The sequence below is a fragment of the Salipiger abyssi genome, assembly GCF_001975705.1.
GTDB lineage: Bacteria > Pseudomonadota > Alphaproteobacteria > Rhodobacterales > Rhodobacteraceae > Salipiger > Salipiger abyssi.
In genome coordinates this window covers 3,715,215-3,729,045 of sequence record NZ_CP015093.1, presented here as the reverse complement: position 1 = coordinate 3,729,045, position 13,831 = coordinate 3,715,215, and the positions used below count along the sequence as shown (strand labels likewise).

Annotated in this window: 12 protein-coding genes; 1 reads left to right on the top strand and 11 read right to left on the bottom strand. The window is 65.8% G+C overall.

The window, feature by feature from the left end; genetic code table 11:
- Window positions 1–171: 171 nt before the first annotated feature.
- Window positions 172–1,905 carry a sugar phosphorylase gene (locus tag Ga0080574_RS21720; protein ID WP_076704480.1) on the bottom strand — a complete coding sequence of 578 codons (1,734 nt, stop codon included), beginning with the start codon at window positions 1,903–1,905 and terminating at the stop codon, window positions 172–174.
- A 312-nt stretch (window positions 1,906–2,217) separates the two neighbouring features.
- On the opposite strand from Ga0080574_RS21720, the gene purU reads away from it, so the two are divergent.
- Window positions 2,218–3,102 (top strand): formyltetrahydrofolate deformylase, encoded by an 885-nt coding sequence (purU, locus tag Ga0080574_RS21715; protein WP_076704478.1) that lies wholly within the window; start codon window positions 2,218–2,220, stop codon window positions 3,100–3,102.
- Between the two features lie 88 nt (window positions 3,103–3,190).
- On the opposite strand, the gene lpxB is transcribed toward purU, so the two are convergent.
- From lpxB to uppS, 10 genes are all read right to left on the bottom strand, one after another.
- Window positions 3,191–4,351: a lipid-A-disaccharide synthase gene (gene lpxB, locus Ga0080574_RS21710; protein WP_076704476.1), complete on the bottom strand. Its 1,161-nt coding sequence runs from the start codon at window positions 4,349–4,351 to the stop codon at window positions 3,191–3,193.
- Window positions 4,352–4,354: 3 nt separating this feature from the next.
- Complete coding sequence (locus Ga0080574_RS21705; protein WP_076704474.1) at window positions 4,355–5,143, bottom strand: LpxI family protein; 789 nt, start codon at window positions 5,141–5,143, stop codon at window positions 4,355–4,357.
- Window positions 5,144–5,148: 5 nt separating this feature from the next.
- Window positions 5,149–5,937: an acyl-ACP--UDP-N-acetylglucosamine O-acyltransferase gene (gene lpxA, locus Ga0080574_RS21700; RefSeq protein WP_076704471.1), complete on the bottom strand. Its 789-nt coding sequence runs from the start codon at window positions 5,935–5,937 to the stop codon at window positions 5,149–5,151.
- On the bottom strand, window positions 5,934–6,395 hold the full coding sequence (gene fabZ, locus Ga0080574_RS21695) for a 3-hydroxyacyl-ACP dehydratase FabZ (RefSeq protein WP_076704469.1): 462 nt from the start codon (window positions 6,393–6,395) through the stop codon (window positions 5,934–5,936). Before fabZ ends, lpxA begins: the two co-directional genes overlap by 4 nt.
- Before the next feature lie 96 nt (window positions 6,396–6,491).
- Window positions 6,492–7,094: an OmpH/Skp family outer membrane protein gene (locus Ga0080574_RS21690; RefSeq protein ID WP_076704466.1), complete on the bottom strand. Its 603-nt coding sequence runs from the start codon at window positions 7,092–7,094 to the stop codon at window positions 6,492–6,494.
- A gap of 1 nt (window position 7,095) precedes the next feature.
- Window positions 7,096–9,459 (bottom strand): outer membrane protein assembly factor BamA, encoded by a 2,364-nt coding sequence (bamA, locus tag Ga0080574_RS21685; protein ID WP_076704464.1) that lies wholly within the window; start codon window positions 9,457–9,459, stop codon window positions 7,096–7,098.
- Window positions 9,460–9,777: 318 nt separating this feature from the next.
- Entirely contained in the window at window positions 9,778–11,121 is a 1,344-nt protein-coding gene (rseP, locus tag Ga0080574_RS21680; protein WP_076704461.1) for an RIP metalloprotease RseP, read from the bottom strand.
- A 12-nt stretch (window positions 11,122–11,133) separates the two neighbouring features.
- A complete protein-coding gene (dxr, locus tag Ga0080574_RS21675) occupies window positions 11,134–12,300 on the bottom strand; it encodes a 1-deoxy-D-xylulose-5-phosphate reductoisomerase (protein WP_076704448.1) in 1,167 nt (388 codons plus the stop codon).
- Window positions 12,297–13,085: a phosphatidate cytidylyltransferase gene (locus Ga0080574_RS21670; protein ID WP_076704434.1), complete on the bottom strand. Its 789-nt coding sequence runs from the start codon at window positions 13,083–13,085 to the stop codon at window positions 12,297–12,299. Before Ga0080574_RS21670 ends, dxr begins: the two co-directional genes overlap by 4 nt.
- Window positions 13,082–13,807 (bottom strand): undecaprenyl pyrophosphate synthase, encoded by a 726-nt coding sequence (gene uppS, locus Ga0080574_RS21665; RefSeq protein ID WP_076704431.1) that lies wholly within the window; start codon window positions 13,805–13,807, stop codon window positions 13,082–13,084. The genes Ga0080574_RS21670 and uppS overlap by 4 nt, the downstream gene beginning before the upstream one ends.
- Between the last annotated feature and the right edge of the window lie 24 nt (window positions 13,808–13,831).

Here is a 13,831-nt window from a genome sequence, read left to right as displayed (position 1 = left end):
CGATCTCTGTTCCGGCAGCGTGGTCAATCTACCCTAGCGGAAGGGATTGGACGCCAATGCCACGGCCCGCCGTCCAAAAAATGCGAATCATTCGACGAAAAAAAGACGCGAATCGGATTCTCTGGCGAAACCTTCGAGCAGAAAGGCGGAAATGCGGCACCGCCTGACGAGTCAGACCAAGTTGGTGATCCAGCGGCACTGATAGGGTGCCATCTCCACCGCGCCTGCCGTGACCTCTTCGCCGCTCAAAAGGTCGACCCACTTCTCGTCGGCGATCAGGTTGAGATCGCCCGCCGGGATCTCGATCGTCTCGCCGCTGACATTGTGCAGCGCAAAGATCGACTGCGCGCGGTCGAGCGACTGACGCCAGAGGCCAAAGATGCGCTGGTCGAGATTCAGCGTGAACTGCGTCGCGTTGGGGTGAAAGCCCGGCTGCTCGGCGCGCAGCTTCAGCCGCTCCGACAGCGCCGCCAGCACCCGTGCGTGCAAGCTTTCCGGATCGGCGAGCCGCTCCTGAAGCTCGGGATAGTTCCAGCGGTGGCGGTTGATCGCCCGGTTCATGCCGCGCCGCTCCACCGCCTCGAGATCGTTGGGCGTGGCCAGCATGGAATGGATGTAGAAGGCCGGGATCCCCTCCAGCGACATCATGATGGTCTGCGAGCAGAGGAAGCGCGCGAAGTGATGATCGTCGGCGCCCTGGAAGGTGCGCCCCATCGCCTCGAAATACGAGCAGTTGAGCTCATAGGGCGCCTCGCCGCCACCGGGCAGCGAGCGCATCGAGACCAGCCCGCCGATCTCGCGTATCGTGTCGATCACCTGGCCGATCTCGGGCGGCGGCAGCAGCCCCTCGGCGGGGCGCATGCCGATGCCGTCATGGCTGGCGGTGAAGTTGAGATAGGCACAGCCCAGCGGCGCCGGTGGCATGGTGCGCTGCCAGTCGATCAGGTATTTCGCGCTGCCCGACATCATCGCGTGCAGGATCAGCGGCGGCAGCGGGAAGTTGTAGACCACATGCGCCTCGTTGCGCCGGCCGAAATAGCTGAGGTTCTCGGCCTTGGGCACATTGGTCTCGGTCAGCAGGATCACCGTCTCGGTGGTGTAATCCATCAGCAGCCGCATGAGCTGGATCACCGCATGGGTCTGCGGCAGGTGGATGCAGTTGGTGCCGAGCTGCTTCCACAGGAAGGCCACCGCATCCAGCCGGATGATCCGCACCCCCATGTCGATATGCAGCCGGATGATGCGAATGATCTCCAACAGCACCTCGGGATTGCGGAAATCCAGGTCGATCTGGTCGTGGCTGAAGGTGCACCAGACATACCGGGTGCCCATCGCCGTCTCGACCTCCTGCAGGAGCGGCGTGGTGCGCGGGCGCACCACCATCGAGACATCGTCGGACGGATCGGCCTCGAAAAAGAACTTGTCATAGGGCGCCTGCCCCTGCCGGTAGGCGTTGAACCACACCCCCTGGCTGGAAACGTGGTTCAGCACCAGATCCGACATCAGGTGGAATTCGGAGCTGATGCGGGTGATGTCCGACCATTCGCCGAGCTGCGGATTCACCTTGCGGTAATCGGTGACCGCGAACCCGTCATCGGAGGTGAAGGGAAAGAACGGCAGGATATGCACCCCGTTCACCACGCCCTTCATATGGGTGAGCAGGAAATCATGCATCAGGTCGAGCGGCTTGTGAAAACCGTCGATCAGGCTGTCGCCATAGGTGATCAGCACCGCGTCGTTCTGCGTCCAGAGATTGTTGCCCGGCTTGCGCGGCTGTTTGCGGCGGTGCTTCTCTTCGGGCCAGAACGCCTCGATCACCTGGCTGGTGAGAATATGGGCGTCCAGCTCGGGATAGATGAAGCGGAGCAGTTCGGACAATCTGGCGCTGAAGGAGCTCTCGGTCATGAAATCTCTTTTGGCGTAGGGTGGTCTGACGGAGGCCGCTCGGCCCGGCGAGGCGGAGAATTTTGCCCCCGCGACCCTTTTGCGGCAAGCCGCTCCTTTCCGGTTAAGACGTTCAAAGCGCTTTCACAAGTCAAATGTCCCCGTCACCCCGCCGTTGCGGTGCAGCATGTCGCTGGCTGACCGGATCAGGTCGCGCCCGGGCCGCGCGCTGCGCGGAATACCGGCTAGAGGCAGAGAGCGGGCTTGACGCCGGACGCCGCGCGCGCCACCCAGACCCGCAGCGACAACCCACCCTTTTACAGGATCCGCCGGATGAGCTCCTACGCCCTGACCGTCAAATGCCCTTCGACCCGCGGCATCGTGGCCGCCATCGCCACGTTCCTCGCCGAACAGGGCTGCAATATCACCGACAGCGCCCAGTTCGACGATCTGGAGACCGGCAATTTCTTCATGCGGGTGAGCTTCCAGAGCGAGACCGGTGCCGATCTCGCCATGCTGGAGAGCGCCTTTGCCGATGTCGCCGGGACGCTGGGCATGGACTACGCCTTCCACGACGAGAGCCAGAAGATGAAGGTCATCATCATGGTCTCGCGCTTCGGCCATTGTCTCAACGACCTGCTCTATCGCTGGCGCATCGGCGCGCTGCCGATCGACATCGTGGCGGTGATCTCGAACCACATGGACTATCAGAAGGTGGTGGTGAACCACGACATCCCCTTCCACTGCATCAAGGTCACCAAGGAGAACAAGCCGCAGGCCGAGCGCCGCATCATGGAGGTGGTCGAGGAAACCGGCGCCGAGCTGGTGGTGCTTGCGCGCTACATGCAGATCCTCTCGGATGAAATGTGTCAGAAGATGTCGGGACGGATCATCAATATCCACCACTCCTTCCTGCCGTCCTTCAAGGGCGCGAACCCGTACAAGCAGGCGTTCGAGCGGGGGGTGAAGCTCATCGGCGCGACGTCGCATTACGTGACCGCCGATCTCGACGAAGGCCCGATCATCGAGCAGGACACGGTGCGGGTGACGCATGCGCAGTCGCCCGAGGATTACGTGTCGCTGGGGCGCGATGTGGAGGCCTCGGTGCTGGCCCGGGCGATCCACGCGCATATCCACCGGCGGGTGTTCCTGAACGGCAACAAGACGGTGGTGTTCCCGGCCTCGCCGGGCAGCTACGCCTCCGAGCGCATGGGCTGAGCGCGGCGCCTGCGGCGCCGGGGTTGAGTATTTGCAGAAAGATGAAGATGCGGGCGCGGCACCTCATAAGGGGCCGCGCCTTTTTCGGTCAGGTCGCGTTTGCGAGGCCGGAGAGTACCGCGTCGGCGGCGCGTTCGCCCGGCGGCGGGCCGCCGCGTCCGAGCCGCTCCATGGTGAGCTGCATGGCGCGGGCCTGCTCCTGCGGCGCGTCGAGCACGCCTAGCAGCGCCTTTGCGATGGGATCGGGGCGGCAGGCCTCGCCGATGAATTCCGGCACCGCGCGGGTCTCGGAGACCAGATTGACCAGCGTCACCGTGTCGACGCGCAGCAGCCGCCCGATGATCTGGCGCGACAGAAAGCCCATATCGTAGGCCACCACCATCGGCGTGCCCGCCGCCGCCAGCTCCAGCGAGACCGTGCCGGAGGCCGCCAGCGCCACATCCGCGGCGGCAAAGGCCGCGCGTTTCTCTGTCGCCATCGCGTCGCCCAGGCGCGCGGGATCGAGGATCAGCGGTGCGCCCGGCCAGCCGGCGCAGAGCTCGCGCACCAGCCCCGCCACCGCCGCCGCCGCCGGGAGCACCAACCGCAGATCGGGGCGGTCGCGGTGCAGCCGCGCGGCGACCTCGCCGAAGACCGGCGCCAGCCGCGTCACCTCGGAGCGCCGAGAGCCCGGCAGCATCAGCGCCAGCGGCGCCTCGCCCAGCCCGTGGCGGGCGCGGAACGCCGCCACCTCGGCGGCGCTCGCCTGCGGGTCGGTCACCACCGGGTGGCCGACAAAATCGCAGCGCATGCCGGCAGCCTGCATATAGGGCGGCTCGAACGGCAGCAGCGCCAGCACCTGATCCACATGACGCGCCATCTTTGCCGCACGCCCCGGGCGCCAAGCCCAGACCGTGGGCGCCACGTAATGCACCACGCGGATATCGGAGCGCGCCTTGACCAGCTTGGCCACGCGCAGCGAGAATTCCGGCAGATCGACGGTGACCAACACATCGGGCTTTGCGGCGATCACCGCCTCGGCGGTCTCGCGGATGCGGCGCTTGAGGTGGCGGTATTGCGCAAGGATCTCGGCGATGCCCATGATCGAGATCTCGTCCATGGGAAACAGGCTGTCGAGCCCCTCGCCCAGCATGCGCTCGCCGCCGATGCCGGTGAAGCGGATATCGGGCACCCTGCCCCTGAGCCCGGCCATCAGCGCAGCCCCCAGCCTGTCGCCCGAAGGCTCGCCCGCGATCACGAAGACATGCATGGGTCAGACCTTCCGTGCCAGAAGAAAGAGACCGGCCTCATCCAGCCGGCGGAGCAGCGCGGGCCGGTCGAGCACCATGACCCCGCGCGCGTCGATGACGATGCCGGAAAGCCCGGCGCGAATGGCGCCTTTGGCGGTATTCGGCCCGATCACCGGCAGATCGGCGCGGCGCTCCTGGCGGAATTTCGGCCCCTTGAAGAGAATGCCGCCGGTGCCGGGGGCGGCTTCGGGCAGGCGCGCCAGCATGGCGTCGGTGCCGGCATCGTCTTCCTGCACCACCACGCGACCCTCACGGATCACGCAGGCCTGGCCGAGATCGGCGCGGCCCTGATCGACGCTGATCCGGTCGGCCAGCGCTATGTCGCGCGCCAGATCCGGCCCCGGCTGCGCGCGGGTCGCCACGCCCTCCGGCATCAGCAGCGCCGGCGCCACCTCATGCGCGCCCACCACCTCGAATCCCGCCTCTTCGAGCAGGCTGATGACGATGCGCAGCGCGCCGTCATCGCCGCGCCGGATCGCGCGGCGGATGGCGGGCAGCATCAGCGCCGTGCGCCAGTCGAGCCGCGTGAACCGGATCTCGGGGCGGCGCACCCGGCCGCACATGCAGATCCGCGTGACGCCGCGCGCCTTCAGCCAGTGCAGGAAGCCGCCCAGACGCTCGATGCGGAAGCTCTTGTCCACGTCGAGCCCCTCGGGGCGGTAGGGCTCCAGCGCGCAGATCAGCGGCGGCTCGGGCGCGGCCTCGGCCACCGCGCGCGGCAGGGCGCCCTGCCCGGCGATCAGCGCCAGCACCGGGCTCAGCCCGGCGTCAGGAAGTGGCGGTCGCTGTCGCCGAGGATGAAGGCGACGATCTCGCGCACATAGGCGCTCTGGGTCTCGTCGCCGAGCCGTCTGGCGCGGTCGGCAAAGGCGCCCTCGCCCTGTGCCAGCATCTGGAAGGCGGCGCGCAGCGCGGTGATGTCGCTGCGGCTGACGCCCTTGCGCTTGAGGCCGACGAGGTTCAGCCCGTCGAGCTTGCCGCGCGGCGCCTGTACCAGACCGTAGGGAATGACGTCGTTGGTCACCATGGTGACTGCGCCGATGATCGCGCCGCGCCCGATGCGCACCCATTGGTGCACGCCGGAAAGACCGCCGACGATCACGTCGTCCTCGAGCACGCAATGGCCGGCGACCGATGCGTGGTTGACCAGGATCACCCGGTCGCCCACCTGCGCGTCATGCGCCACATGGCAGCCCGCCATGAACAGCCCGTCGTCGCCGACGCGGGTGACGCCGCCGCCACCCTCGGTGCCGCAGTTCATGGTGACATGCTCGCGGATGCGGTTGCGCTTGCCGATCACCAGACGGGTCTTTTCGCCCTTGAACTTGAGATCCTGCGGGATCTCTCCGATCACCGAAAACGGAAAGATGATCGTCTCGTCGCCGATCTCGGTCTCGCCGGTGACCACCACATGCGATTTCAGCTCGACGCCTTTGCCCAGGACGGCCTGCGGACCGACATGGCAGAACGGGCCGATGCGGCAGCCGTCGCCGATCTGCGCACCCTCTTCGACATAGGCGCTGGGATGGATCTCCGGCTGGGTCACGTCGGCAGGTCCATCATCGCGGTGAATTCGACCTCGGTGGCCATCTCGCCATCGACCTCGGCCACGCCGCCGAATTTCCAGATCTTGCCGCCAGGGCGCCCGCGCAGCGTATTGAGCGTCATGCGGAGCTGGTCGCCGGGGCGCACCATGCGGCGGAATTTGCACTTGTCGATGGACATGAAATAGACCTTGAGATCCTTGTCGGCGAGATCCAGCGCGACCCCCACCATCACCGCTGTGGTCTGCGCCATCGCCTCGACGATGGTGACGCCCGGCATGATCGGCTGACCCGGGAAATGCCCCTGGAAATGCGGCTCGTTCATCGTGACGTTCTTGATGCCGACCGCGGATTTGTAGCCGTCGATATCGACCACCCGGTCCACCAGCAGGAACGGGTAACGATGCGGCAGGATGCGCAGGATAAGATCGATATCCGCGGAAAGCAGGGGCTCGGTCATTCTTGGCCTTTCAACTCCATTTATCGCAGACGTCCCTAGCAATAGCGCGGCGTTGGGGCAAGCTGCGCCGTGGCTGCCGCCACACCGCGCGGGGCGCTATTCCTGCGCGGCGGGCGCCTCTTCGGTGGCCGTGCCGCCGGTCTCGCCCTGCGGCGCACCGTCGCCGATGGCGGCGTCGATCCTGGCGATGGCTGTGTCGGTGATGTCGATCACCCCGGCGGACAGGAACACCGTGCGCTTGTCGAGGATCACCGCCGCGCCGGCCTCGCGCATGAGCTGCGCCAGCACCGGCTCGGCGGCGGCGAGGAACTGGCGGCGGCGCTCTTCCGAGAGATTGCCGAGCGAGCGTGCCTTGGTGTCCTGCTCGCGGCGCAGCTCCTGCACCTTCTGGTCGAAGGCTTCGGCCAGCGCGCGGAACTCCGACGGGCTCAGCGTCGCGCGCTTTTCGGTGAGATCCTTTTCCTCGGCCGTAAGCTCTGCCTCGATGCGCCGGTTTTCCGCCGCGATCTCAGAGCCTTCGGCCTCGAGCATGCGGGTGATGCGCTGGCCATAGGCGCTCTCGGCAAACAGCCGGTCGATCTCCACCGTCAGAATCTGGCTCTGTACGACGCCGGGCTGCACGCTGTCCTGCGCCGCAGCCGCGACGCAGGAAAAGCTCAGCCCAAGCGCCAGCGCCCAGAGCCGAAACAGCCCTGCCATCTCAGAACTCGGTCGAGATCGACAGGCTGAAATTCTGTTCGCGGTCGTGCTCTTCCTTTTGCACCGGGCGCGAGAAGTTCAGCCGCAGCGGGCCGAAGGCAGAGTCCCAGAACACCGAGACGCCAACCACCTGTCGGGCCTTGAACTCGTCATAGAGGATCTTGTTCGTGGTCGAATCCTTGGTGGAATCCGACAGCCCCCAGACCGAGCCGATATCGTAGAAGACACCGCCAGAGATACCGTATTCCTCAGGCAGACCGATGGGGAATTCCGCCTCGAGCCGCGCCACGGCGAAATAGTTGCCGCCAAGGCCGTCATCGACATCGGTGGTGGAATCGTATTCGCGCGGGCCGATGCCGCCGTATTCGAAGCCGCGCATGGTGGAATCGCTCAGCAGGTACCGATCGGTGACCCGGCTTTCGCCGCTGGAATAATGCAGTGCCCCGGCCTCGAAAGAGGCGCGCAGCGTGACCTCTTCGTTCCAGACCTTGGTCTGCGCGACCGCGCGCAGGTTGGTCTTGATGAAGCTGGTGTCGCCGCCGACGCCGCCGAAATCCTGGCCAAACTCCAGCAGCACACCGGCATTCGGGTTCAACCCGGTGCGCCGCGTGTCATAGCTGAACGTATAGCCGATGCTGCTGTCGATGCGGCTGCCATCCTCCTCTTCGGCGCGGATGACCTGGCCGGCATCGTCGTCGTCGGTATTCGAAATATCCGTGTACCGCGCGGTGTAGCGCAGGCTCAGACGGCTGTTTTCCGAGATCGGAAAGCTGAAGCTGGGGCGGAACTCGCCCTCGGCTGTGTCGAACTCGGCGTATTCGTTGTCCGTCTCGGTATACCCGAGTGCGAGACCGAAGGCGACGTCACGGCCCAGGAAGGCCGGCTCGACAAAGTTGAAATTGTAGCTCGACGCCGAGGAGGCGGTGTTGATGCCCAGCGAGAGGATCTGGCCGCGGCCCAGAAAGTTGGTCTCGCGGAAGGAGATCGCCGCGCCGAAGCCGCTGGTTGTCGAATAGGAGCCACCGAAACCGATGGCGCCGGTGGGCTGTTCATCGACATTCACGTCGATCACCACCTGCTGCGGCGTGGTGCCTTCGCGGGCCTCGACATTGGCGTCGGCGAAATATCCCAGCGCCCGGATGCGTTCCGCAGCCTCGCGAATGGCACGCGGATTGAACGGGTCGCCCTCTGCGGTGTCGAACTGGCGGCGCACCACGCGGTCGAGCGTGGTGGTGTTGCCCTCGATGTCGATGCGTTCGACAAAGACGCGCGGGCCACGGGTGAGCATGAATTCCACATCGAGCGTCAGGTCGCGGTCGTTGCGGGTGACACGCGGGTCGACGCGGACGAAGTTCAGCCCCTCCTGCACGGCGAGCCGCTCAAGCCGGGCGATCTCGTTCTCGACCAGCGAGGGCGAATAGGTCTTGCCGGATTTGAGCTTAACGACGCTCTGGAACAGCTCGGGATCGACCTCGGCCAGATCGGACGACACCGTCACGTCGCCGAAGGAGAACTGCTGCCCTTCCTCGACATTGAAGGTCACGAAATAGCCGTCGCGCTCCTCGGCCAGCTCGGCATTCACACCGGTGATGCGGAAATCGACATAACCGCGCGAGGCGTAGAAATCCTGAAGCAGCTGGCGGTCGAAGGCGATGCGGTCCTCGATGAACGTATCGGAGCGGATGATCGCGCGCAGCAGGCCGGCCTGCTTGGTTTCCAGCACCCGGCGCAGGCGCCGGTCGGAATAGGCGTCGTTGCCGACGAAACCGATGCGCTCGATCTCGGTCACGCCGCCCTCGAAGATCTCATAGACCAGATCGACGCGGTTCTCGGAGCGCTTGATCAGCTTGGGCGTCACCCGGGCGGAGACACGGCCCTGCTGGGTATAGGCCTCGGCAATGGACTGCGCGTCCTGCTCGGCGACGCTCGGGCTGTAGACGCGGCGCGACTGCGACCGCACGATCTGCGCCAGATCCTCGTCCTTCATGCGGCTGTTGCCCTCGAAGGCGATGCGGTTGATCGTCGGGTATTCCACGACCCGGATCACCAGCGTGTTGCCCTGCGGCAGGATCTCCACGGTTTCGAAGAGGCCCGAGGCGGAAATACGCTGATAGGCATCGTTGAGCTGGGCGGCGCTGACGGGGGCGCCGCGCGCAATGCCGGCATAGCTCAGAATGGTGCCCGGCTCGATGCGCTGATTGCCCTCGATCGAGACATTGCTGAACGAGAAGGTCTGTGCCTCTGCCGGTTCCGGAAGCGCCGTGAAAGCCATTGAAATCGCGACAGAAACCGCCGCGAGCGAGGTACTGGTTTTGAAAATGCGCTTAAAACGCGGGGAACGGTTTCCCCAAAGCCCGTTGGTCATACTGCCGATCCACTCCGCCGTATTTTTCAACGTGAGTATCGGGATCGGCGCGGCTTGTCAAAAGCCGAAGCGCCCTGTCTTTAAAGCGATCCCAGAAAGGCACCGAAATACAACGCCGCGATGATCGTGAAGACGTAAAGCAGACGGTCCCAGTTGATGCTGAGCAGGAGGCCGAGGCTATGATATCCGGACTGAATCGTTTGCATATTGGCACACTGGTAGCTGGTGGTTTCCAGTCTCTAAAATAGAGGTCCAATGTGGCTGAATTGCGGCATCGTCGCGCTGGCAATTGGGCATTCGCCAGCGCGCCGGGACCGGTTACGGGCAGAACAGATCGTTGGTCAGGGCAAAGGCCATGAGCCCCAGGATCAGCACCAGACCGATCGACATCATCACGTTCAGCGCACGGTCCGACGGCGGGCGCCCGCGCACCGCCTCCCAGGCGTGGAACACCAGATGCCCGCCATCGAGCACCGGCACCGGGAACAGGTTGAGCAGCCCCACGGCGGTGGAGAGCACCGCGATGAAGGTGATGAAGCTCTGCCCGCCCTGGCTGGCCATGGCGCCGGAGGTCTGGGCGATTCCGATGGGGCCGGAGAGGTTGCAGGAAGAGATATTGCCGACGATCATGTTCCACAGCCCCGAGAGCGAGCCGGTGATGATCGACCAGGTCCGCTCCACCCCGCCGGTAAAGGCCTCGACGGGGCCGACCATGCCGGTCGCCGGCTCAAAGGCCAGCCCGCCGACGATACCGATGCGGTAGACGGTCTGATAGCCACCCTCGGGCAGCGGTTCGTCGGTGCGTTTGGGGGTCATCTCGACGGACAGCTCTTCGCCGTCGCGCCAGACGGTCAGTGCAAGCGGCGCGCCTTCGGATCCCTCGACCTTTTCCTTGAGCTGGTCAAAGGCATAGGCCTCGTCGCCGTCGATGGCGGTGATGATGTCGCCCGGCTCCAGCCCCGCCTCGTAGGCCGCCGAGCGCGGCACGATCTGCGTGGCGATGGGCGGATAGACATAGGGGCCATCGACCTCCGTCGCCTGCCCGTCGCGCTCTACCGTATAAGGCAGTACCGCCTGATGCGGCAGCGCCTCCATGAAGTCCCCGAACGCCTCGCTATCGGTGAAATCGGGCAGCGGCTCACCGCCGATTTCGAGAATCACGTCGCCTTCGCGCAGATCCTGCGCCACCGGCAGCGCGCGCAGCTCGCCCACGGTGAAGGGCTCGGTCACCTTGCCCTGCACCATGAAGATGCCGGTAAAGATCAGGATCGTGAGGATGAAGTTGAACACCGGCCCGGCGGCGACGGTCGCCGCCCGCGCCCAGATCGGCGCACCGTTCATCGTGTGGCGCAGCTCTTCGTCCGACATATGCGACATGGCGTCGAGATCGGCCCCGCCGCTGGCATTCGAATCGCCGCGAAACTTTACGTAACCGCCAAAGGGCAGCGCCGCGATCTGCCATTTCGTGCCGCGCTTGTCATGGCGCGACCAGATCACCGGCCCGAAGCCCAGCGAAAAGACATCCGCCTCGATCCCGGTCCAGCGCCCGACGATGTAATGACCGTATTCGTGGATGGCCACGATGATCGACAGCGCGATCACGAAAGCGACCAGCGTGTAGAGCACGCCACCGAATTGCGGGATCATTTGGGTGATGTCCAAAAGCTCTGCCTCTCAATCTTGGGTAATGATCTCGTCCGCGGTCACACGGGCGAAATGGTCTGCGGCACGCACGTTATCAAGGGTGATGCCGGCAGTAATGAGGCCGCTTTGCGCCGAAACACGGTTAAGTGTTTCTTCAACAACCTCCGCCATGCGCAGAAACCCGATGCGCCGCGCGATAAACGCGTCGAGCGCGCGCTCCTTGGCGGCGTTGAACACCGCCCCTGCGAGCCCGCCAGCCGCCATGACCTCGCGTGCCAGCCGCAGCGCCGGCCAGCGCGTTTCGCAGGCGTTGCGGAAGGTGAACTGACCGAGCTTGACGAGATCGAGCCGCGCCACCGGCAGCGTCTTGCGCTCGGGGTAATGCAGCGCGAAGCCGATGGCGTGGCGCATATCGGGCGGCCCGACATGGGCCATCAGCGCGCCGTCGCGAAAACCGACCAGCGCGTGGATCATCGATTCGGGATGCACCAGCACTTCGATCAGCGCCGGGTCGATATCGAAAAACTCTTTGGTCTCTATAACTTCCAGAGCCTTGTTGAACATGGACGCGCTGTCGATGGTGATCCGCTGTCCCATGTCCCAGTTGGGATGGGTCGCGGCCTCTTCGGGCGTCGCGCCGGCCAGCTTTTCCAGCGGCCAGTCGCGGAAGGCGCCGCCGCTGGCGGTGATGATCACCCGCTCGACCGCGGCGATATCCTCGCCGATCAGCGCCTGAAACACCGCCGAATGCTCGCTGTCCACCGGCAGCACCGCGCCGCCATGGGCGCGCGCGGTCTGCATCACCAGCGGTCCGGCGCAGACCATGCTTTCCTTGTTGGCCAGCGCCAGCGTTGCGCCCTGCTCCAGCGCCGCGAGCCCCGGCGGCAGCCCCGCCGCGCCGACGATGGCCGACATCACCCAATCCGCAGGGCGCCGCGCCGCCTCGATCAGCGCGGCCTCTCCGGCCGCCGCCTCGACACCGCTGCCGGCCAGCCGCTCGCGCAGCTCGGACAGCCGTGCCACCTCGGCGGTCACCGCGATCTCGGCGTTGAGTTTGCGTGCGTCTTCCGCCAGTTGCGCGACGTTCCTGCCACCGCTCAGCGCGACGACATGATAAGTTTCCGGGTCGCGCGCGATCAGGTCGATGGTGCTTTGTCCGATCGACCCGGTGGCGCCGAAAATACTGATGCGCCTCATTCCACCCCCGGCGGGAAATCCACGATCTGCCCGGCGATCAGCAGGAACAGCGCCGCGCCCAGCATGCCGTCGAACCGGTCGAGCAGCCCGCCATGGCCCGGCAGCAGCGCCGAGCTGTCCTTGACCCCTGCCCGCCGCTTGATGGCACTCTCGGCGATATCGCCGATCTGGCTGGCCATGGAGATCGCGATGGAGACCCCTGCCAGCCCCGGCCCCGCATGCGTCGTGCCGGCAAAGAGCAGCCCGACCACGGCGGCGCCGGTCCAGCCGGCCACGGCGCCCGACCAGGTCTTCTTCGGGCTGACGCGCGGCCAGAGCTTCGGCCCGCCAATGGCGCGCCCGGCGAAATAGCCCGCGACATCGGTGACCACGACCACCAGCACCATCCACAGCATCCAGGTCAGGCCGAAATCCGAGCGCAGCGCCATGATGCCGTACCCCGCCAGCATGATCAGCGCGGTAAAGACCGAATAGGTCACGCCGCCGCGCTCCATCTGGCCGAAACCCGCCATCGAGGGCAGCAGCAAGAGTGGCAGCGCCAGCGCCGGCGGCAGGTAGATCGCCGCCAGCGCGCAGCTGCCGGCCACCAGCGCCAGCACCCGGGACGAGCGCTGCCGCGCTGTGTCGAGCATCTGCACCAGTTCCCAGACCATCACGCCGCAGCTGAGCGCGATCAGCCCGCGCCAGAAGATCCCGCCGAGCCAGACCGCGCCGAGGCCGATGACGATCAGCCCCGCCGCCGAGATCACCCGGGGCCGCAGATCCGTCCAGCGCGACGCGGTCATGCCTTCACGCCCCCGTAGCGGCGGTCGCGGGTGCCATAGGCACCGACCAGCTTGCCGAACTCGCCGGCGCCGAAATCGGGCCAGAGCGTATCGACGAACTCGTATTCCGCGTAGGCCGACTGCCAGAGCAGGAAATTCGAGATCCGCGCCTCGCCGCTGGTGCGGATCACCAGATCGGGGTCGGGCAGCACGCAGGTGTCGAGATATTTCGGCAGCGTCTCCTCGTTGACCGACGCCGGGTCGAGCTTGCCCGCCGCCACGTCCTCGGCCAGCCGCTTGGTGGCGCGCGCCACCTCGTCGCGGCCGCCGTAATTGATCGCGATGGTGAGATTCACGCCGGTGCAATCGGCGGTCATCAGCTCCAGCTCGTCCATCAGCGTCACCAGCTTGTCGTCGAGCCGCACCCGGTCGCCGATAAAGCGCACCCGCACGTTCTCTTCACGCAGCGCGCGGGCTTCCTTGGTGATATAGCGGCGAAACAGGCTCATGAGCCCCGCCACCTCGGATTGCGTGCGGCGCCAGTTCTCGGTCGAAAAGGCGAAGATCGTCAGGTATTTCACGCCGATATCGGGGCAGGCCTCGACGATTTCGCGCACCCGCTTCGCGCCGGCGTGATGGCCGAACAGCCGTGGCCGGCCGCGGCGCTGCGCCCAGCGGCCGTTGCCGTCCATGATGATCGCCACATGGCGCGGACCGGCGCCGTCGCGGATCGGTTTGGGCATACCCGGCCCCTCCCTTTACCTTCT